General features: G+C 38.6%; 21 protein-coding genes and 5 tRNA genes. 19 read left to right on the top strand and 7 right to left on the bottom strand.

Going from position 1 to position 20,135, the window contains the following annotated elements; translation table 11 throughout:
* Positions 1 to 3: 3 nt before the first annotated feature.
* Both LJC66_RS23035 and LJC66_RS23030 read right to left on the bottom strand, forming a co-directional pair.
* Positions 4 to 954: a 4-hydroxy-3-methylbut-2-enyl diphosphate reductase gene (locus tag LJC66_RS23035; protein ID WP_114896763.1), complete on the bottom strand. Its 951-nt coding sequence runs from the start codon at positions 952 to 954 to the stop codon at positions 4 to 6.
* 128 nt (positions 955 to 1,082) lie between these two features.
* On the bottom strand, positions 1,083 to 1,796 hold the full coding sequence (locus LJC66_RS23030; protein ID WP_230933608.1) for a YqfQ family protein: 714 nt from the start codon (positions 1,794 to 1,796) through the stop codon (positions 1,083 to 1,085).
* Positions 1,797 to 1,972: 176 nt separating this feature from the next.
* On the opposite strand from LJC66_RS23030, the gene LJC66_RS23025 reads away from it, so the two are divergent.
* A complete protein-coding gene (locus LJC66_RS23025) occupies positions 1,973 to 3,292 on the top strand; it encodes a DEAD/DEAH box helicase (RefSeq protein ID WP_013059212.1) in 1,320 nt (439 codons plus the stop codon).
* A gap of 28 nt (positions 3,293 to 3,320) precedes the next feature.
* A complete protein-coding gene (locus LJC66_RS23020) occupies positions 3,321 to 4,208 on the top strand; it encodes a deoxyribonuclease IV (RefSeq protein ID WP_098599864.1) in 888 nt (295 codons plus the stop codon).
* A gap of 49 nt (positions 4,209 to 4,257) precedes the next feature.
* Here the strand turns inward: LJC66_RS23020 and LJC66_RS23015 are convergent, their stop codons facing one another.
* Positions 4,258 to 4,509, bottom strand: coding sequence for a DUF2624 domain-containing protein (locus LJC66_RS23015; RefSeq protein WP_230933607.1), 252 nt, complete (start codon positions 4,507 to 4,509; stop codon positions 4,258 to 4,260).
* Positions 4,510 to 4,782: 273 nt separating this feature from the next.
* Here LJC66_RS23015 and LJC66_RS23010 point away from each other — a divergent pair, with 273 nt between their 5' ends.
* Genes LJC66_RS23010 through LJC66_RS23000 form a run of 3 tightly spaced genes read left to right on the top strand, consistent with a single transcriptional unit; the run spans position 4,783 to position 6,811 of the window.
* Positions 4,783 to 5,562 carry a metal ABC transporter ATP-binding protein gene (locus LJC66_RS23010; protein ID WP_230933606.1) on the top strand — a complete coding sequence of 260 codons (780 nt, stop codon included), beginning with the start codon at positions 4,783 to 4,785 and terminating at the stop codon, positions 5,560 to 5,562.
* A complete protein-coding gene (locus LJC66_RS23005) occupies positions 5,559 to 6,401 on the top strand; it encodes a metal ABC transporter permease (RefSeq protein WP_013059208.1) in 843 nt (280 codons plus the stop codon). The genes LJC66_RS23010 and LJC66_RS23005 overlap by 4 nt, the downstream gene beginning before the upstream one ends.
* Complete coding sequence (locus LJC66_RS23000) at positions 6,398 to 6,811, top strand: Fur family transcriptional regulator (protein ID WP_013059207.1); 414 nt, start codon at positions 6,398 to 6,400, stop codon at positions 6,809 to 6,811. The genes LJC66_RS23005 and LJC66_RS23000 overlap by 4 nt, the downstream gene beginning before the upstream one ends.
* A gap of 30 nt (positions 6,812 to 6,841) precedes the next feature.
* Here the strand turns inward: LJC66_RS23000 and LJC66_RS22995 are convergent, their stop codons facing one another.
* Positions 6,842 to 7,417, bottom strand: coding sequence for a 5' nucleotidase, NT5C type (locus tag LJC66_RS22995; protein WP_013085038.1), 576 nt, complete (start codon positions 7,415 to 7,417; stop codon positions 6,842 to 6,844).
* 259 nt (positions 7,418 to 7,676) lie between these two features.
* On the opposite strand from LJC66_RS22995, the gene LJC66_RS22990 reads away from it, so the two are divergent.
* Positions 7,677 to 8,042 (top strand): G protein-coupled receptor family protein, encoded by a 366-nt coding sequence (locus LJC66_RS22990; protein ID WP_050688510.1) that lies wholly within the window; start codon positions 7,677 to 7,679, stop codon positions 8,040 to 8,042.
* 37 nt (positions 8,043 to 8,079) lie between these two features.
* On the opposite strand, the gene ispG is transcribed toward LJC66_RS22990, so the two are convergent.
* Together ispG and LJC66_RS22980 are read right to left on the bottom strand one after the other, a co-directional pair.
* Entirely contained in the window at positions 8,080 to 9,183 is a 1,104-nt protein-coding gene (ispG, locus tag LJC66_RS22985; RefSeq protein WP_230933738.1) for a flavodoxin-dependent (E)-4-hydroxy-3-methylbut-2-enyl-diphosphate synthase, read from the bottom strand.
* Between the two features lie 151 nt (positions 9,184 to 9,334).
* Positions 9,335 to 9,667: a hypothetical protein gene (locus LJC66_RS22980; protein WP_195695893.1), complete on the bottom strand. Its 333-nt coding sequence runs from the start codon at positions 9,665 to 9,667 to the stop codon at positions 9,335 to 9,337.
* A gap of 76 nt (positions 9,668 to 9,743) precedes the next feature.
* On the opposite strand from LJC66_RS22980, the gene LJC66_RS22975 reads away from it, so the two are divergent.
* Positions 9,744 to 10,955, top strand: coding sequence for an MFS transporter (locus tag LJC66_RS22975; RefSeq protein WP_230933605.1), 1,212 nt, complete (start codon positions 9,744 to 9,746; stop codon positions 10,953 to 10,955).
* Between the two features lie 287 nt (positions 10,956 to 11,242).
* On the opposite strand, the gene LJC66_RS22970 is transcribed toward LJC66_RS22975, so the two are convergent.
* Positions 11,243 to 12,034, bottom strand: coding sequence for a DUF1189 domain-containing protein (locus tag LJC66_RS22970; RefSeq protein WP_230933604.1), 792 nt, complete (start codon positions 12,032 to 12,034; stop codon positions 11,243 to 11,245).
* A 114-nt stretch (positions 12,035 to 12,148) separates the two neighbouring features.
* On the opposite strand from LJC66_RS22970, the gene LJC66_RS27870 reads away from it, so the two are divergent.
* The 12 genes from LJC66_RS27870 to phoU all read left to right on the top strand — a co-directional run bounded on the left by LJC66_RS27870 (position 12,149) and on the right by phoU (position 19,989).
* Positions 12,149 to 12,280, top strand: a complete 132-nt coding sequence (locus tag LJC66_RS27870) for a hypothetical protein (RefSeq protein WP_269067684.1) — start codon at positions 12,149 to 12,151, stop codon at positions 12,278 to 12,280.
* Between the two features lie 85 nt (positions 12,281 to 12,365).
* The gene (locus LJC66_RS22965; protein ID WP_013059199.1) at positions 12,366 to 12,851 is read left to right on the top strand and encodes a DUF456 domain-containing protein; all 486 of its coding nucleotides are present in this window, start codon (positions 12,366 to 12,368) and stop codon (positions 12,849 to 12,851) included.
* A gap of 62 nt (positions 12,852 to 12,913) precedes the next feature.
* A tRNA-Asn gene (locus LJC66_RS22960) sits at positions 12,914 to 12,988 on the top strand.
* Between the two features lies 1 nt (position 12,989).
* A tRNA-Met gene (locus LJC66_RS22955) sits at positions 12,990 to 13,063 on the top strand.
* Between the two features lie 40 nt (positions 13,064 to 13,103).
* A tRNA-Asn gene (locus tag LJC66_RS22950) sits at positions 13,104 to 13,178 on the top strand.
* Between the two features lie 3 nt (positions 13,179 to 13,181).
* Positions 13,182 to 13,258, top strand: a tRNA-Ile gene (locus LJC66_RS22945).
* Positions 13,259 to 13,269: 11 nt separating this feature from the next.
* Positions 13,270 to 13,362: transfer RNA gene (locus LJC66_RS22940), tRNA-Ser, on the top strand.
* Positions 13,363 to 13,559: 197 nt separating this feature from the next.
* On the top strand, positions 13,560 to 14,168 hold the full coding sequence (sodA, locus tag LJC66_RS22935; RefSeq protein ID WP_230933603.1) for a superoxide dismutase: 609 nt from the start codon (positions 13,560 to 13,562) through the stop codon (positions 14,166 to 14,168).
* A gap of 129 nt (positions 14,169 to 14,297) precedes the next feature.
* Complete coding sequence (locus LJC66_RS22930; protein WP_050689133.1) at positions 14,298 to 15,575, top strand: MFS transporter; 1,278 nt, start codon at positions 14,298 to 14,300, stop codon at positions 15,573 to 15,575.
* Positions 15,576 to 15,736: 161 nt separating this feature from the next.
* A complete protein-coding gene (locus LJC66_RS22925; RefSeq protein WP_230933602.1) occupies positions 15,737 to 17,914 on the top strand; it encodes a peptidoglycan D,D-transpeptidase FtsI family protein in 2,178 nt (725 codons plus the stop codon).
* Between the two features lie 595 nt (positions 17,915 to 18,509).
* Positions 18,510 to 19,307, top strand: coding sequence for a phosphate ABC transporter ATP-binding protein PstB (gene pstB / locus LJC66_RS22920; protein ID WP_370506071.1), 798 nt, complete (start codon positions 18,510 to 18,512; stop codon positions 19,305 to 19,307).
* Between the two features lie 22 nt (positions 19,308 to 19,329).
* The gene (gene phoU, locus LJC66_RS22915; RefSeq protein ID WP_013059193.1) at positions 19,330 to 19,989 is read left to right on the top strand and encodes a phosphate signaling complex protein PhoU; all 660 of its coding nucleotides are present in this window, start codon (positions 19,330 to 19,332) and stop codon (positions 19,987 to 19,989) included.
* The last annotated feature ends 146 nt before the right edge of the window (positions 19,990 to 20,135 follow it).

Raw genomic sequence — 20,135 nt, 5'->3', positions numbered from 1 at the left:
CTATTAAGACGATTTTTTTGTTCGAACTTTTGGTAAAATCTTCGAAAGAGGTACGCTTTTTTCACGTGTCCAAGTTGTTTCATCTTTCGGATCGAACTGATCTAGAAAATTGATGACCTCTTTTGTGATTGGAGTAGGGGTAGATGCGCCTGCCGTAACAGCTACGGTTTTCGCGTTCATCAACCATTCGATCTGAAGCTCTGAGATGTCACCGATACGATATGCCTCAGTGCCGGCAATCTCCATTGATACTTGAGCTAAACGGTTTGAATTGTTACTTTTAGGATCTCCTACTACAATTGTAACATCTGCTTCACCTGCTTGCTCGGCTACAGCTTCTTGGCGAACTTGTGTAGCTAAACAAATTTCTTTGTGAACTTCAGCGTGCGGATATTTTTCTTTTACCTTTTCCATTACTTCTGCAACGTCCCACTGACTCATTGTTGTCTGATTTGTTACAATAATTTTCTCGCGTTGAATATTTAAATGGGCTACGTCTTCTGCTTTTTCAATTAAATGAACGATATCTGGCGCGATACCAAGTGCACCTTCTGGCTCAGGGTGATTTCGTTTTCCGATATAAATAACGTCATAACCTTCTTTTTCTTTTTGGCGAATAAGGTCATGGGTTTTTGTAACATCCGGACATGTAGCATCGATTGTTGTTAAGCCTTTTTCTTTTGCTCGTTCTTTTACTTCTGGAGATACTCCGTGTGCAGTAAAAATAACGGTTCCTTCATTTATCTGGTCTAAGATTTCCAGGCGATTAGCACCGTCCAGTGTGATAATGCCGTCCTCTTCAAACGCATCTGTAACGTGTTTATTATGAACAATCATTCCTAAGATATAGATTGGTCGAGGCAATGATTTATCTAAAGCGGCGTTTCGTGCAATGACCATTGCGTCTACTACACCATAACAATAGCCGCGCGGTGCAATTTTAATAACTTTCATTTCAATTTCCTCCTCATCATAATCCTGACGAGCAATTCAACTCGCTTCTATTATATAAAAGAGAAAGGAAGAATACAAAGATATTCTTTTTTTACTCACTGTATTTCCTTAAGGAATCAGCAGATTTATCAAATATAAAGTTTTGGTTTAGACACCCGATCTCTGGATGAATGTTCAATTTCTTCTTCAAAGAAATCCAGCTCATCATCGGATGAATCCGTGCTTTCTGCGCCTGCTGATAAAACCTTACTGTCTTTGCTTTCATCAGTTTCAGAAACCTCTGTTCCTTCTGCTTCGAGTACTTCATCTGTGTCATCACTTGAGCGCAAGGCCTGATAGATTTTCCATAGAGAAGGAGCATTTTTGACAAGAGGTCCGTATTGTTGAATCATAGGTCCCATCGTTTCCGCTGCTTTTAGTACTCGCTGAACATTCCCCATCATGGAGCTCAAGTTAGCAGGGTTCGTTAATCCTTGCAAACCTCCAAGCAGGGAAGAAGAGTTAGTCGCTCCTGCAGCACCTTGGGCTCCTGAAAGGCTAGAAAACAAAGAACCTCGAGGAGCAGCCGCAGCCGCTTGTTGAAATGGTATGTTTCTATTTCCGCCTCTTCGGAATAGGCGAGTTAAGAAGTTACCTCCTCCACGGTTCAGGCCTTGCTGATTCGGGTAAAATGATTGTTGAGCATTTGTTTGCTGGGCAAAGTTACGAAACTGCTGTAATGGATTAAATTGGCCAAAGTTACCAGGTTGTTGCCCAAAGCCGTTTTGTGGTGGCATTCCTGGCATCATTCTTCTTTGCATACCGGGTGGAAATGGTGGTCTTCGCTGTAGCAAAGGACGCACCTCCTTTAGTAAAGTAGATTTTCTTTTACTATCGTATGCAACTCGCGATAAAATGTTTTTGAAACAGGTAATAAGTTTTAGTAATATGAATGAGAAGTAGTCACAGAAGGAAAAATCGATTATAATCATATATTGTGCCTTAAAAGATGAACGTGAATGTAAAAAAGGAGACTATTATGGAAAAAACAAACTTTGAACGTTTTGAGTTTCAACCATTTTTAATAGAAGCAATTAAACAATTAGGTTTTTATCAGCCTACAGAGATTCAGGAGCGCTTAATTCCTTCCGTTTTAAAAGGGGAAAGTGTAATTGGTCAGTCGCAAACAGGGACCGGCAAAACACACGCTTATTTATTGCCTTTACTTGAAAAGGTAGACCCTAAAAAAGAAGAAGTACAAGTTGTAATCACCGCTCCAACTCGTGAGCTTGCTTCTCAAATTTATCAAGAAGTATTAAAGCTAACAAAACACAGTGCTGAAGGAGAAGAAATTTCAGCAAAATGTTTTATCGGCGGTACAGATAAGCAGCGTACAATCGACAAATTAAAGAAGCAGCCTCAAGTTGTTGTAGGAACACCGGCTCGTTTGTTTGATTTAGTAAATGAAAAAGCGTTAGTTGTGTATACAACAAAGGCGTTAGTAGTAGACGAAGCTGATTTAATGCTTGATATGGGATTTTTAGAAGATGTGGACCGTTTGGCAAGCAACATGCCTGAAAAATTACAGATGCTTGTTTTTTCAGCAACTATTCCTGAAAAATTAAAGCCATTCTTAAAAAAATACATGGAAAATCCAAAATTTACGCATGTTTCGCCGAAGCAAGCAGCAGCAGCTAAATTAGAGCATGTATTAGTTCCACTGCGTCATCGTAACAAGTTTAAGCTCCTGCATGATATGCTTATTTCGTATAATCCTTATTTAGCTATCGTCTTTACAAATACAAAGAAAATGGCGGACGAAGTAGCAGATGACCTACTGTCTAAAGGCTTAAAGGTAGGAAGAATTCACGGAGACTTATCTCCTCGTGACCGTAAGAAAATGATGAAGCAAATTAATAATTTAGAATTTCAATACGTAGTAGCGACAGATTTAGCAGCTCGCGGTATTGATATTGAAGGGATTTCACACGTCATTAACTTTGAGCTTCCTTCAGATCTAGATTTCTACATTCACCGCGTAGGACGTACAGCTCGTGCCGGTCATTCTGGAATTGCTGCTACCATCTTCGATGTGGAAGATGAAGATGCAGTAAATAAGCTGGAGAAAATGGGAATCGAGTTTGTAAACAAAGATCTTCAAAAGCAAGAATGGGTTTCCATCGATGACCGTAACCGTCGTAAAAAGCGTGTGAAGAAAGCGGATGAAGTGGGAGAAGAGGCACATCGCTTCATTCAAAAGCCGAAGAAAGTAAAGCCTGGCTACAAGAAAAAACGTGCTCGTGAAATTACAAAGTATGTGCAAAAGAAAAAGCGTAGTGAAAGACGCAACAATCGTTAATCGCAATAGGTTAGAGGTGTAAAAAGTAATGTTGAAAATTGGTTCTCACGTATCAATGAGCGGCAAAAAAATGCTTTTAGGAGCGAGTGAAGAGGCAGCTTCTTACGGAGCAAATACGTTTATGATCTATACAGGCGCTCCACAAAATACTCGTCGCAAAAAGATTGAAGAGCTTAATATTGAAGCTGGTCTTTTGCATATGAAAGAGCATGGAATGACAGATATTGTTGTACATGCTCCCTATATCATTAATCTAGGAAATACAACAAAGCCCGAAACATTTGAGCTTGGAGTAGATTTCTTAACGTCTGAAATTCAGCGCACCCATGCTCTTGGCGCAAAGCAAATTGTTCTTCACCCAGGAGCTCACGTGGGCGCTGGAGCAGATGCCGGTATTCAGCAAATTATCAAAGGTCTAAACGAAGTGTTGACGGCTGATCAAGAAGTTCAAATTGCGCTTGAGACAATGGCTGGAAAAGGAACAGAGTGTGGAAGAAGCTTTGAAGAAATTGCCCAAATTATTGATGGCGTGACGCACAATGAAAAGCTCTCTGTTTGTTTTGACACATGTCACGTACATGATGCTGGTTATGATATCGTTCAAGACTTTGACGGTGTATTAAATGAATTTGACAAAACCGTAGGAATACAGCGAATTAAAGTGCTTCACATCAATGATAGTAAAAATGTATGCGGCGCTCGAAAAGACCGCCATGAAAATATTGGATTTGGTGAAATCGGATTTGGTGCACTGAATTATATTGTTCATCACCCAGCGTTTACAGAAGTTCCTAAAATTCTAGAAACTCCTTATGTAGGAGAAGATAAGAAAAATAAAAAAGCGCCATATCAGTTGGAAATTGATATGATTCGTGCACAAAGCTTTGATTCAGAGCTAAAACAAAAGCTTATGTAATTTCATATGTGGTTGAAAGAGGTCATGTCTATAGACATGACCTCTTCTTTTACATTAACTGCTGAAATAATTCATTCACTCGTCTAGCAGTTTCACGGTCTGTTACTTGAGCAATTTGTTTGATTAAATTTCGGCGCTCTTCAAGGTTATAAATATTTACGGGCTGCTGTCTAATGACGGATACAAGGGTTTGTGCCTGCTGATCTGTAATGGGGATGTTGTATTGTTTGCTATACTTTAAAAGCTCTTTCGGGGTAATGTTGTTTACTTTCTTATTGACAATCTGCTGTACAATTTTCATATGATTACCTCCTCGTCATATATAGTTTATGAATAAAAAAGAAAGATGTGACTATATTGTGTAATAAAACAACATTTCGAGTCGGATGAACTTACGGAGGCAAGAAAGCGAAAGAGTGAACCGGCTTAGTTTACAAATAAAAGACAATCCTGTATACTACATTAATGACTAAATCGTAATGATTCTGAGAAAGTAAATGGGTAACGGAGTATACGATAGAAACCGTGCCCTCTTTTGTATGGAGAAATATAAAAAAAGAATGGTGAGGCGCATATGAATACACCTGATATCATTGAAATTGATCATTTATCATTTCAATATGATGGAGTGAATGTATTAGAAGATATAAGTTTTTCAATTCCAAAAGGAGCTTTTTTGGGTCTCGTTGGTCCAAATGGTTCTGGGAAATCAACGCTAATCAAATGTTTGCTTGGTTTGCAAAAACCATCTCAAGGGGCAATTCGTTTATTTGGAAAAGATCAGAGAAGGTTTAAAGAACGAAGTAAAATTGGATATGTATCGCAAAAAGCGAATAGTTTCAACAGCGGCTTTCCTGCTACCGTTTTTGAAGTGGTTTCCACGGGTCTTACTTCAAAATTAGGTTTGTTTCGCTTTATGAATGCTTCTCATAAACAAAAAGTGAAAGAAGCGGTAGAAGCAGTGGGGATGAGCGAATTTTTAAATCGAAACATAGGAGAACTATCCGGTGGTCAGCAGCAGCGAATTTTTATTGCGCGCGCGCTTGTAAGTGAACCCGAGCTGTTAATTTTAGATGAGCCAACAGTCGGAGTGGATGCACAAAATGTGTACACCTTTTATGAGCTTCTTGAAAAGTTAAATAAAGAAAAAGGCATTACGCTTGTGCTTGTTACTCACGATATTGGCACTGTCTCAGAAAAAGTAACCCACGTTGCTTGTTTAAATAAATTTCTACACTTTCATGGGGATGCCAAAGAATTCGAACAGCTTTGTGAACATGACGTATCTATGTTTTATGGTCATAATGTTCATGTGTTAACCCATGATCATCATCATGGAGGGCAGCACGTATGATAAGCAGTTTATTTCAATTTGAGTTTTTACGAAATGCATTTTTAACCGGTATGATTATTGGCGTCTTAGCTCCTTTATTGGGCACGTTCATCGTAGTAAGACGTCTTTCTTTAATTGCAGACGCGTTAAGTCATGTAACGCTAGCGGGGATTTCTGCGAGCTTGCTTCTTAGTCAGAAAATAGGGTTTATGCAAGGAGTGAACCCCGTCTATTTAGGGATGGTATCTTCCGTTACAGGCGCTCTTTTTATTGAAAAACTTCGAAGCGTCTACAAGCATTACCAAGAGCTGGCCATTCCGATTATTTTATCGGGCGGAATTGGTATTAGTGCAATTTGTATCTCGCTGGCGGACGGTTTTAATAATGATTTAATGAACTATTTGTTTGGAAGCGTAAGTGCGGTGAGTCGTTCGGATCTTTGGACAGTTGTTGTCATAGCCGTATTTGTTATAGCTATTGTCTTTTTCTTATATAAAGAATTGTTTATTTTATCTTTTGACGAGGAGCACGCTTCTGCTTCTGGGATTAAATCGAAGTGGATGCACTTTTTATTTATTGTGATGGTTGCTCTTGTCATTGCTGTATCGATGCGTATCGTCGGTATCTTATTAGTGTCATCTCTTATGACTCTTCCTGTAGCAGCAAGCATTCGCTTAGCTAGAGGCTTTAAACAAACGATTTTGCTTTCGGTGATTTTTGGTGAAATATCTGTTTTAGGCGGATTATTTTCAGCGTACTACTTGGATTTAGCACCAGGCGGTACAATTGTTGTCATTGCTGTTGTTATTTTAATCATATCTATTATGATTAATAAAGGACGGAAGGGGAAACAAAAATGAATTTAACTGAAGCCATTCATTTATTAAAAGATCAAGGATATAAACATACAGGAAAGCGTGAAGAAATGCTTGCCCTGTTTTCAAAATCAAATAAGTACTTAACGGCAAAAGATGTATTAGAATACATGAAGCCTGATTATCCTGGTCTGAGTTTTGATACAATTTACCGTAATTTATCATTGTTTGTGGAGTTAGGCGTACTTGAAATGACGGAGCTTTCGAGCGAAAAGCACTTTCGATTTAAATGTGCGACCGCCCATCATCATCACCACTTCATTTGTTTAGATTGTGGGAAAACAAAAGAAATTGAAGCTTGTCCGATGGAGTATGTAGACGAGGATTTGCGAGGGTACAATATTACAGGCCATAAATTTGAAATTTACGGTCAATGTATAGAATGTAATCAATAAAAAAGAGAGGGCGTTATGCACCTCTCTTTTTTATTTTTGCTGTTCTTTTAACCAGCTGGCTACCCACTGATCTGCTTCTAGCCAATTGTATACGCGAACCACTCCTTTTGGAACAGGTAAGCGATTATAAGGAGTATCAAATAAGATAACAGGGATATTGCATTCTTCACTGATTTCACAAGCATTATCATGTTTGTCTTCAAAAAAGATATCAACATCATATCGTTTTGCTGTCTCAACTTTAAAATGAGAACCGACTAACTCAATGTGATGAAACGATAGTTCATTTTTTTGAAACCATTCTTCCGTGACGTCCAATAGCTTATCGTGCCTTGCACTAATAAAGAATAATTCGTGCTTTTGATGCCATTTTTGCAAAACCGCTTTTGCATCGTCTGCAAGTGGAGAGGTTTCGTAAATAGAGCGTTCATTTGCTTTAAACCATTTCCCCAGTTCTGCAGGTGATACATTTACAAAAGGGCTGAAATCATATTCTGTAATGTCTTCAAGTGTTAAATTTAAGTTAAAGGCTTTATTTAAATGAGGAACAAAAGTTTCAGGAGAAGTAACAGTTCCATCAATGTCAATTCCAAACTTTTTCGTCAACTACGTGCACTCCTTTAATACGTTTATTCTACCTAGGTGCTTGATTATTCTTGTCTAGTGTAACATAAAGCCCAAAGAGAAACAGTAATACTTTTTATATGCCTTTGACAAAACGTAATGATCACTGCGCGGCCTGGTGATTGCGTCTGTACCTATTTCTTATAAGAGAATGAGTAGCTGTATAAGATTGACACTTATAATTTTTTCTCGCATTCAGATACTATAAATGCTCCTTATTTACGAAAGCGAGGGATTAAGCATGGAGAATGAAGAACAAAGGCGTAGAAAAGATGTATATGAAGCTGATTTCATGGAAGAAACTGCAGCTGAAGTGGGCGTTCCTTACCGAGTAGGAGAGCCTCATGCAGAGCGTGAAGTTATAGATATTGATCGCGATCGCAATCATGAAGTCGCTGGACGAGGAGAAGGAACGGGATACGGTCGTTTCGCACTCGTGCTTTCGATTCTTTCACTATTCTTTTTACCAATTATTCTTGGTGCCGCTGGGATTATTCTAGGGTTTATCGCACGCCGAAAAGGAGCACTTACGCTAGGAGCATGGGCAATAGGGATCGGAGTTGTATCGATTATTGTCGGTACGTTTATATTACCGTTCTTTTCATAAAAAAAAGCGAGGCGCATATGCGCCTCGCTTTTTTTAGTTATGATTTAGCCGCAGCTTTTTCAGCTTGTTGCTTTGCGTGATATTCAGCAGCAATTTTATCAATTTCTTTTTTTAGTTCCTCAACCATTGTTTCTTCAGGAACTTTGCGTACGATTTCACCTTTGCGGAATAGCAGACCTTCACCGCGTGCTCCCGCAATCCCGATATCAGCTTCACGAGCTTCACCAGGACCGTTTACAGCGCAGCCAAGTACCGCTACTTTAATCGGTGCTTTTACAGTTGAAATATACTCTTCAACTTCATTAGCAATGCTGATTAAATCAATTTCAATACGTCCGCAAGTTGGGCAAGAAATAAGAGTGGCAGCATTGGAAGCTAAACCGAATGATTTTAGCAATTCGCGCGCAACTTTTACTTCTTCTACAGGATCCGCACTTAAAGAAATACGTAATGTATTTCCGATTCCTTTAGATAAAATAGCGCCAAGACCTGCTGCACTTTTTACAGTTCCTGCAAATAATGTACCCGATTCTGTAATTCCTAAGTGAAGAGGGTAGTCAAATGCTTGAGCAGCTTTTTCATAAGCTTCAATTGCTAAGTTAACATCCGATGCTTTCATTGAAACGATGATGTCATGGAAATCAAGGTCTTCTAAAATTTTAATGTGATGAAGTGCACTTTCTACCATGCCATCTGCTGTCGGATAGCCGTATTTATCTAAAATACGTTTTTCAAGTGAACCAGCGTTAACTCCAATACGAATTGGAATATTTTTAGCTTTTGCAGCATTTACAACAGCTTCCACTTTTTCACGGCGACCGATATTACCAGGGTTGATACGGATTTTATCCGCTCCGCCTTCAATTGCTTTTAATGCTAAGCGGTAGTCAAAATGAATATCCACAACTAATGGAATGTTAATGCGTTTTTTGATTTCAGGGATTGCATCTGCTGCGCGCTCGTCTGGACAAGCAACACGAACAACTTGGCATCCTGCTTCTTCTAAACGTTTAATTTCTGCAACCGTTGCTTCAACATCATGTGTCTTAGTGGTTGTCATACTTTGAATAACTAACTCGTTGCTGCCTCCGATTGTTAAATCTCCAACTTTAACCGGGCGTGTTTTTGTACGATGTATAATTTCACTCACGTGATAATCTCTCCTTCAAAATGAAATCAAGAATTTGAATTCATTAATAGAATAACTCTTTATGAACAAAATAACTAGTAGAAAGTACTACCTTAGCTATTTTAACAATGACTATCCCATCTTGACAAGAAGAATGCTGTCATTACTTGTAAATAGGGAACTTATACGTTTTTCCAATTTGAATATCCTCAGGCGCTGTACCGTTATTTAACTTTTTGAAGTCTCTAATCATTTGGTTCATAGAAACCGGTATCGATTTTTTTGTAAGCTCCTCAATGACGGACAAAACTGTATCGCCTGGCTTAATTTTTATTTTTGTATAGGTGGAAGAAGAGCTGGCGGCTTTTGTTTCTGCAGGCTGCGCTTTGCTGACTTGAACTGCTTCAGTAGCAGTGGGAATGGTCCCGTATTTAATGTCGTAGTGACAAATATATCCGATAAAAGCGAAAGCGGCTAATGCACATAGCTTTTTCATTATGCTCCTCCTTCATTCTTTTGCTTATGTGTAAAGCCTATGCTTGTCTTACTTAAATATGATTGGAGAACGAAAATTGAAAGAAAAATTAATGATTGTTTCATTAGGCTTATTGCCTTTAATCATGGTGCTGGGAAATTCCATGCTCATTCCTCTGCTGCCAAGCATTCAAAAGTCACTTCACTTAAGCGGAGTTAAAACCAGTTTGATACTGAGTGCATTTTCGATTCCAGCCGCATTGTGTATTCCTGCTGTAGGGATTTTATCAGACCGGTATGGGCGTAAAAAGTTAATCATATATTCACTCGTCATGATGATAATAGGTAGTGTCATCGCTGCTAGTAGTGCTTCATTCTCTTCTGGAAGCTTTGCTGTGTTGATGGCAGGCAGAGTCATTCAAGGGATTGGAGCTGCAGGTACTACAACGTTGGCAATGGCATTAACTGGAGATGTATTTACAGGGGAAAAAAGAGCAAAAGTCCTCGGGATTTTAGAAGTGTATAACGGAGTTGGAAAAGTGGTTGCGCCGATAATTGGAGCATCGGCAGCACTCGTCGTATGGTATGCCGCGTTTTTTGTCTATCCTTTAGCTGCAGGTGCTGCTTTAGTAGGTATATTAATGTATGTGAGAGAAGGGAAAACAGGTTCGGATTCAGTATCTGTTCAAGAATATTTAAAGAGAGCCATTGGGATTGTCTATGATAAAAGAAAATCGCTTTTTCCTTTATTCTTTGTCGGGGGATTGGGGTTGTTTTTATTATTTGGCATTTTATATTACTTATCTTTTCTAATAGAGGAAACGTATCATATAGACGGTTTTTTTAAAGGAACCGCTTTTTTATTTCCTCTTGGTGCGATGACGCTCGTTTCTTATTGGACCGGGCAACGCATCAAAACAGATGTAGAGCTCATGAAAAAATTAATGATAGTAGGGATAACTCTTTTATTCCTGATGTTTGGAGTATTAACGATTATTTATACGCTTCCTGTGCTGATGTTTTGTTTGACAGTCGCCTTTGGCGGCTTAGGATTTGTTCTTCCGTGTATTAATATGATGATTACTTCAGCGGCTTCAGACGAAGAAAGAGGGTTTATTGTATCCATTTATGGAACGGTGAGATTTTTAGGGGTAGCGTTGGGACCTGTTGTTTTTGAAGTATGGATGCATACTGAAAGGCTGATGTTTGTTTACAGCTTTATTCTGCTCACAGCAGGAGGTTTATGGGTTTTGTATCAGTTGAAAATTCTTCCTTGTGCAATGGGAAGAAGAAAAGTTGTACCGAAATAAAGAGGCTGAGACTTAACTACATCACGCCAATCCAAAGGCGAGCAAATGAAATAAATGATTTAGTATGGATCGTTGTTGATATCGCTGTTGATTTCTGTGCCAGACGTCGCTTTCCACGGGCGGTGATCTTCCTCGTCGCATACGCTCCTGCTGGGTCTTACCTGTTCCGTTTCCCCCTCAGGAGCCTGTGGTTTTTTCAAAAATCACCATATATAAGCAGCCGCATACATGAAAACTGCGTTCACCATATCAATAAAAAAATCCGATCGAGTTGGATTTTCTATCAACTAAAATACGTGGGTCCCAGCATCTTTATTAGGTTTTACCTTTTTTCTTATAGGAACCCTTGTGACGAGCAACAAGTAAATAAAGAATGTTCCTATCCAGTAAAGAGAGCTATGTGTTGCTAGAGACAAAGAAAAAGCTTCAAAAAGCGTATACAGCAGCGTGAAGGCTACCGTACTATAAGCGCTCAGTGCCCATAGCTGCTTGAAAGGAAGCTGCTTTTTAGCAATGAGTCCAATCAGTTTTCCAAGATAAGCAAGGCAGGTAATAGAAAGGAAGTTTAGTCCAGATGTTAATACGTACAGTAAAAGCATAGCGATAGGGACAAGTATGTATAAAGAAAATTTTTGTTCGTGCAGCAAGTTTAGCAGTTCATTTTTATCTTTATGATGCCAGTTTAGCAACTCATATGAATAAGTTTGTGTTTGTGAATTAGTCGTGATGTAAATTCCATCCTTTAAAAAACCAATGGCATGAGCAGGGGAATGAAACCGTTCAATAGACTGTGAGGGGTTTAAGATAAAAGCGGTACCGTTTACTTTTTTTGTGAAAGGTTGACTTGACGTAAGCTGTGAGTTTGAAATAGAAAAAGAAGAAACAGATTTCGGAAGATCTGTAGTAGCGATATGATAGCCGTTTACAATCGTCAAAGTCATAAAGAAAAATGTAGGCAGCAAAGAAATAAATGTTAAAAACAGCACAAAGCCAATTGTTTTATTCGTATGCTCAAAACGAAGCGACCTTATTTTTTTGAAGGAAGTAAAACTCCATGCCATCTTTTTCAGCATGCTCATTGTAAAGCCTCCTTTTAGTGAAGATTCTAATTATATCTTATTTTATAGCGAAAATTTAAGGTTTACAATAGATTTTAGAAATCGTTACCAATTACAATGATGCGGTGGAGCGTTTTGTCACAAGCACATCTTATGCGTGTATGTACAGGTTTTGCCGTCATTGTTTTTGGGGATATTACGGGCAGCTGGACCGTGCTGTTAATATTGCAGAGGTACACTCGAAAATCGTATTTGAAAGTAAAATAAAGGAAGGTCTAGTGGTGCAAGGTCTTTCTTTATAGGAGTGGTTATTGTATGATAAATAGTAATAATAAAAAGGATAGGTGCAGGCATGGCTATTTTATGTTGGGCATTAATTATCATTAGCTTTGTTGTATCGTTTGTTGGGTTGGTTTATCCCATCATTCCAAGCGTGCTATTTGTAGCTCTAGGATTTGTTATATACGGTTTATTTTATGATTTTAGCTCCTATAGCTGGTTATTTTGGGTGATACAAGGATTGTTAGTTGTCGCACTTTTTTTAGCAGACTATATAGCTAATATTATTGGTGTGAAAAAATTCGGAGGCACTAAAGCAGGTGTTTGGGGAAGTACAGTTGGGCTGCTTGTGGGTCCGTTTGTTATTCCGGGATTTGGAATTATTTTAGGTCCGTTTATCGGAGCGATTGTAGGAGAACTGATTGTTCATCGGACCACAATTAGTAACGCAGTAAAAATTGGAGTAGGTTCGGTTATTGGCTTTTTTAGTGGCGCTATTTCAAAAGGATTTATTCAACTTCTGATGATTGCCTATTTTTTATACGCTGTTTTAAAATAATATATTGACTTTAGGCTAGAAACATGTTAAATTTTTAATGTCGCTAGTAAATGTTATATTGTTCCACAGTAGCTCAGTGGTAGAGCTATCGGCTGTTAACCGATCGGTCGTAGGTTCGAGTCCTACCTGTGGAGCCATGGCGGTGTAGCTCAGCTGGCTAGAGCGTACGGTTCATACCCGTGAGGTCGGGGGTTCGATCCCCTCCGCCGCTATTTTCCAATTTACGTTTGTGACATACATAACTCATATTGTTCCACAGTAGCTCAGTGGTAGAGCTATCGGCTGTTAACCGATCGGTCGTAGGTTCGAGTCCTACCTGTGGAGCCATGTGGACCCTTAGCTCAGCTGGTTAGAGCAGACGGCTCATAACCGTCCGGTCGCAGGTTCGAGTCCTGCAGGGTCCACCATTTATAGGGTTGGAGGAATACCCAAGTCCGGCTGAAGGGATCGGTCTTGAAAACCGACAGGGGTGTTAAAGCCCGCGGGGGTTCGAATCCCTCTTCCTCCGCCATACTATTGTCTATTCAAAGCTTCTTTTGAGAAAAAGAAGCTTTTTTTATGTTTAAAAGAATAGCGAATGGGAATTAGGTAAATATAAATCATGGATTAGGAACTTTTTATTTGAAACAGTAGGGTAAATTTGCTAATCTAAACGTATATGGTGCTTTTGCGCCAAAATGCTTACATATTTTGAAGGAGGAATTATTCATGGCTTACACATTACCAGAACTACCTTATGCATACGATGCACTGGAACCACATATCGACAAAGAAACAATGAATATTCACCACACAAAACATCACAACACATATGTTACAAATCTAAACGCTGCTGTTGAAGGCAAAGCGGATCTAGAAAGCAAAAGTATTGAAGAGTTAATTTCAAATTTAGATGCTGTTCCTGAAGATATCCGTACAGCAGTACGCAATAACGGCGGCGGTCATGCGAACCACTCATTATTTTGGACAATCCTTTGCCCTAACGGCGGCGGTGCTCCAACTGGTGAATTAGCAGACGCTATCGCTAGCAAATTCGGAAGCTTTGATCAATTCAAAGAAGAATTTGCAAATGCAGCTAAAACTCGCTTCGGTTCTGGCTGGGCTTGGTTAGTTGTAAACAACGGTGAATTAGAAGTAACAAGCACACCAAACCAAGATAGCCCATTAATGGAAGGCAAAACGCCAATTCTTGGTCTAGACGTTTGGGAGCATGCTTACTACCTAAATTACCAAAACCGCCGTCCAGATTACATTTCAGCATTCTTTAATGTTGTAAAATGGGACGAAGTTGCTAAACGTTACGACGCTGCAAAATAAGCTGAAGACGTATTTAAGAGCCAGTAAAGTAATTATTACCTTTACTGGCTTTTTTGTTTTCCAATTCTTTTACATATCTCCTTTTCTTTTTCACACACTAGGTGTAGAAGAGAAAAGGAGTTTTTTGATATGCCTTTATTAAAAAAAGTAGTTGGAGATGTAGAAGTTAGTAAAGATTTACTTTTGCTTTTAATTATAGGCGGTCTTTATGCCTTGGCTATTTCAATTTCCAATTCGTTTGTTAACATTTATTTGTGGAAACAATCAGGCGAATTTTCGGATCTCGCTATTTATAATTTAGCGGTAGTGGTGCTTCAGCCGCTTACGTTTATTTTAGCAGGTAAATGGGCCAAACGAATTGACCGGGTTGTGGTTTTAAGGTTAGGTGTATCTTTTTTAGCTGTTTTTTATATCGCTGTATTAATCAGTGGAGCTAACGCAGCGGAGTATTTAGTATTGCTTGGTGGACTGCTGGGTATAGGATACGGCTTTTATTGGCTAGCTTTTAATGTGCTAACTTTTGAAATTACAGAACCTGATACAAGAGACTTTTTTAACGGATTTTTAGGGATTTTAAACTCTTTTGCAGGGATGATTGGTCCTTTAGGAGCGGGCTTCGTTATCTCCGCTTTGTATGAATCACTTGGGTATAAAATTGTGTTTGGTGTATCGTTGCTATTGTTTATCGGTGCCGTTGTGCTTAGTTTTTTTATTACAAGACGCGCAGCGGAAGGAGTATACAAATTTAAAGAAGTATGGGCTGAACGAAAAGTCAATAAAGACTGGAATCGAATATTGCAGGCTCATTTCTTTCAAGGGTTGCGTGAAGGTACGTTCATTTTTGTTGTATCCGTCATGGTGTTTATTACGACGGGAAGTGAATTAGCTTTAGGAACATATGGACTGGTGAATTCAGCGGTTGCGTTTGTAGGATACTATGTTGCCTCAAGGTTTATTAAGCAAAAAAATCGCCTTCGGTTTATCTTCACAGGAGGCCTCCTTCTCTATGGAGCAGTCTTTTTGCTTATCTTTAACTTATCGTATCCAAAGTTAATTATATATGCTGTTTGTATTGCCATTGCCTATCCTATTTTGTTGGTTCCATTTATTTCTCTAACATACGATGTGATTGGACGAGCAAAAGACGTTGTTTCAAAAAGAATTGAATACATTGTTGTCAGAGAAGTATTTCTGAATATCGGGCGCGTCGTTTCCATATCTTTATTTTTAATAGCTGTACTATTTTTTGATGAAGCAAAAAGTATTCCCATTTTATTAGCTATTGTTGGAGCAGGGCATACGATCATTTATTTTTGTGTGAGACATATCTCACAGCCTCTTCACAAAAAAGAAACGACTGTTACGCCTCCGGTATTAAATGAAGGAGACGGAGAGTCTCCAGCTTAGAGTGTTGTCAGCTCCTTCATTTGTACTATGGAAAATGCTGCGCTTTTCTTTTAGAATAAATACGTTGTGTAAATAGGCACCTGCCAGGTGTCTATTTATTTGCTAAATGGCTGATTTTATGGTGTTATGGTATATATGTTTTATAAAGTGTAGGTGTTGGTATGAAAAAGAAAAAAAGAAGAAAAAGTCACGTGCCTTTTCGTGTGAACTTACTTTTCTTGACCGTATTTGCCCTATTTTCCGTATTAATTTTGCGGTTGGGACTTGTTCAAATTGTATACGGTGAGAATTACGAACGAGAAGTCGAAAAAACACAGGACGTTACGGTCAGTACGCCTGTTCCTCGAGGGAAAATGTACGACCGTTATAACCGCGTAATTGTAGATAATACCTCTTTAAATACGATTACATATACTCGTTTTCAAGGAAATACAGCTGAAGAAAGGCTGCGCATCGCTAAAAAGTTAGCCACTATGATCGATGTTCCTTACACCACAAATGTGATTGATATTCCAGAAAATAAAAAGAATAAAGATGCTAAAAATGTGGTAAAAATTACAGAACGCGATATGAAGGATTATTGGATTATGCTTCATCCTAAAGAAGCGGAACAGAAAATTACGCAAGCTGATCGCAAAAAAGTTCAAGATGGTGAAATGACTGATGACGAACTGTATCAACGTCAGTTAGACCGCATCTCTAAAAAAGATTTAGAAACTCTAAAGAGTGATTTAGAAGTTCTGGCTATTAAGCGCCAAATGGAGGCAGGTTACTCTAACACCCCGCAAATTGTTAAGAGCGGTGTGACAAATGAAGAGTATGCCGTTGTAAGTGAGCACTTAGATGAGCTTCCAGGTGTTGATACAACAACGTATTGGGATCGCTCATACCCAGAAAACAGTACTCTCCGTACTTTGCTTGGAAATGTATCATCTGCCAACGAAGGACTGCCTAAAGATAAAGTACAGTATTACTTGTCAAGAGGCTATAGCCGAAATGACCAAGTTGGGACGAGCTATTTAGAGAAGCAATACGAAGCTCAGCTCAGCGGTCAAAAAGAAAAAGTTCAATATGTAACAGATAAAAAAGGAAATCTCCTTGATACAATTCAAGTGTCTAAAGGTGAACGCGGCAGTGATTTGGTTTTAACTATTGATATGGAGCTTCAAAAAGCGGTAGAAAAACAAATTACGGACCAACTTTTAGCCAAAAAGCAAATGAAAGGAACGCAATTTTTAGACCGTGCTTTTGTTATTATGATGGATCCTCACACGGGAGAAATTTTAACAATGGCAGGTAAAAAATACACCATTGATAAGAAGACTGGAGCGCCTAAAATAGAAGATTTTGCATTAGGAAATATTTCAACATCTTATACAATGGGCTCTGTTGTAAAAGGAGCAACGGTTTTAGCCGGCTTAGATTCAGGAGCTATTAAGCCAAACACAGTGTTCGTTGATGAACCCTTAAAAATTAAAGGAACACCGGTTAAAAAATCAGCTGAGGCTGAAGGGCTAGGACCCTTAACGTATTCAGCTGCGTTAAAATATTCATCCAACGTATTTATGTTTAAAACGGTAATGGCTATGGCTGGGTTACAGTATCATAAAAACATGACTTTACCGATTAAACCTGATACATTCAGCGAACTGCGTTCTTACTACAGTCAGTTCGGCTTAGGCGTATCAACAGGCATAGACCTTGATAACGAATCAACAGGTGTCCAAGGCGGAAGCGATGTTCCAGGTACGGCGCTTGATTTAGGAATTGGTCAGTATGATACGTACACGCCGCTGCAGCTTGTTCAATATACTTCTGCAATAGCTAATGGAGGGTATCGCATTAAGCCGCAGCTAGTAAAAGAAATCCGAAAACCAACGATTAAAACCGATGAAATTGGCGGTACGCAGCATTCATTTGAACCTGATGTGTTAAATCGTATCACGATGAAAGAAGAATACATTAAAGATGTTCAAAATGGTTTTAAACGCGTTACGCAAGAACAAGGCGGTACAGGGTATGCAGCTTTCCATACAGCGAACTATAATCCTGCTGGTAAATCAGGAACGGCACAAGCCTATGAGAAAAACCCAAGCGGAAAGGACCCGATTAAAGTTAATAATTCAAACTTTGTGGCCTTTGCTCCGGCGAATGATCCTGAAATTGCAGTAGCTGTCGTGGTACCATCGGCATTTGTGCCAAGTGCACCAAATACCATTACAAAAGAGCTTGCTCGTTCTGCGCTCGATACGTATTTTGATTTAAAGAAAAAAGGTGAACAAGAAGTAAAAGACCAAGAAGAGAATCAACAGGCTGTCATTGCAAACGACGCCAATTAAAGAGGCTGGAATAAAAGCATATTAGTTAAAGTAAGATCCGAACGAAGTTGATTAAGAATCAGCTTCGTTCGGATTTTTTTATTGGTAGAGTGAACGTAGATTTCGTGTAGATAGGCCCTTTTAGCGGTTGATTGGAGAGCAAGGTGAAGACTCCTCCAGGAAAAGCGAAGCCTTTCACGAAAATCAACAGCGGGGTCGGAAGTGGTTCTTACTAGCTTATTTATCCAATTTACCCATCTTTAGATTGAATTAATTTAGTTATGTCTCTACCTCTTCTTTTTTTATTAGAAATCTTTACATATATGGTTTTTTATTGAATTTAAGGGTCGTAAGAACTAGTTTTTTACCTAAAAAACACGCAGATAGACCTTCGTTTACAAAAGCTTTACATTGAGTTAAAACACAATTAATAGTCGGCTATTATTCTGTAAGTGTAAGGGTTAATAGAAATGATCAAAATAAGGGGAAGCGTTTCGGCTTCTCGTATTTATTTACACTGATAGTAAACAATAGATATTAAATAGACATAGAGAGACTTTTATTGTGCTCAAAACGGTTAAAGACGATGAAGGAGGATTATCCAATGGCAATAACAATGGAATTGACTAACAAAGAAAAAGTAAATACTCCGCAAACAAAAGAAATTGTATATAAAACAAAAGGTTTGAATTTATGGTATGGCAACACACATGCCTTAAAAAATATTGATTTAGACATTCATGCTAACGAAGTTACTGCGATCATCGGTCCATCAGGCTGCGGAAAATCAACATATATTAAAACGTTAAATCGTATGGTAGAAATGACTCCAATTGTCCGTACATCAGGTGAAATTGAGTATAGAGGGAAAAATATTTTTGATAAATCGTACCACGTGGAAGAGCTGCGCACGCAAGTAGGAATGGTTTTTCAAAAGCCAAATCCGTTCCCAAAATCTATTTATGATAATATTGCGTACGGCCCAAGAATTCATGGCGTTCGCAATAAGAAAAAACTAGATGAAATTGTTGAAAAAAGTTTACGAGGAGCAGCTATTTGGGACGAAGTTAAAGATCGTTTGAATCAAAATGCGAATGGGTTGTCAGGTGGACAACAGCAGCGTATCTGTATTGCGCGCTGCTTGGCTATTGAACCCGACGTTATTTTAATGGATGAGCCTACTTCTGCACTCGATCCAATTTCAACATTAAAAGTAGAAGAGTTAGTACAAGAATTAAAGAAAGACTTCAGCATTATTATTGTTACACATAATATGCAGCAAGCGGCACGTATTTCAGATAAAACAGCATTTTTCTTAAATGGAGAAGTGGTAGAGTACGCAGAAACAGATAAAATCTTCTCAATGCCATCTGATAAACGCACAGAAGATTATATTACAGGTCGTTTCGGTTAAGACATACAAGGAGATGGGATGAGTGGTTGTACGCGAAAAGTTTCATGGTGATTTAAAGATATTACGTGAAAAATTATTAGAAATAGGGCGTTTAACGCATGAGGCGCTATCAAAATCAATTGAAGCGTTGCAAACAAGCAACGTTGAGCTGGCGCTAGAAATTATCGACGGCGATTCATACGTGGATGACTTAGAAGAAGAAATTAATGACCTAGCTATCTTACTGATTGCAAAGCAGCAGCCCGTGGCTATCGATTTAAGACGTATCATTGTGGCAATTAAAATTGCTTCGGATGTTGAGCGTATGGCAGATTTTGCGGTTAACGTAGCAAAATCAGCTATACGAATTGGAAACGAAGAATTAATTAAGCCGTTAGAACACGTAAAGAAAATGCACGATATTTCGATTGAAATGTTGAGCCTTTCGTTAAAAGCTTATCACGAGGAAGATCTTGTGCTGGCTAAAAAAGTAGCGGAAATGGACGATCAAGTGGATGAGCTCTACGGAATAACAATCAAAGAACTTTTAAGTCTTGCTAAAGAAAAGCAGGAGGCTATGAACCAAATTACGCAGCTTTTATTTGTAGCCCGCTATTTAGAGCGTATGGCTGATCATACCACTAACGTAGCAGAAAGCGTATTTTACCTTGTAAAAGGCAAACGCTACGACTTAAACGAATAGTAGAAAAACCTCTTCTAATAAGCGAAGAGGTTTTTTTGTTAGTAAATTATAATTACTATGTTAACCTGAATTTTTAACACAAATCGACAAATTGCGTTTATTGTGGCAACTTTTTCTGAATGGTAAGATGTTAATAAGTTTATACG

This window comes from Priestia sp. TSO9 (assembly GCF_021029645.1).
Taxonomy (GTDB): Bacteria; Bacillota; Bacilli; order Bacillales; family Bacillaceae_H; genus Priestia; species Priestia megaterium_E.
The sequence above is the reverse complement of the archived record's forward strand: the minus strand, read 5'-3'. Positions and strand labels throughout refer to the sequence as shown.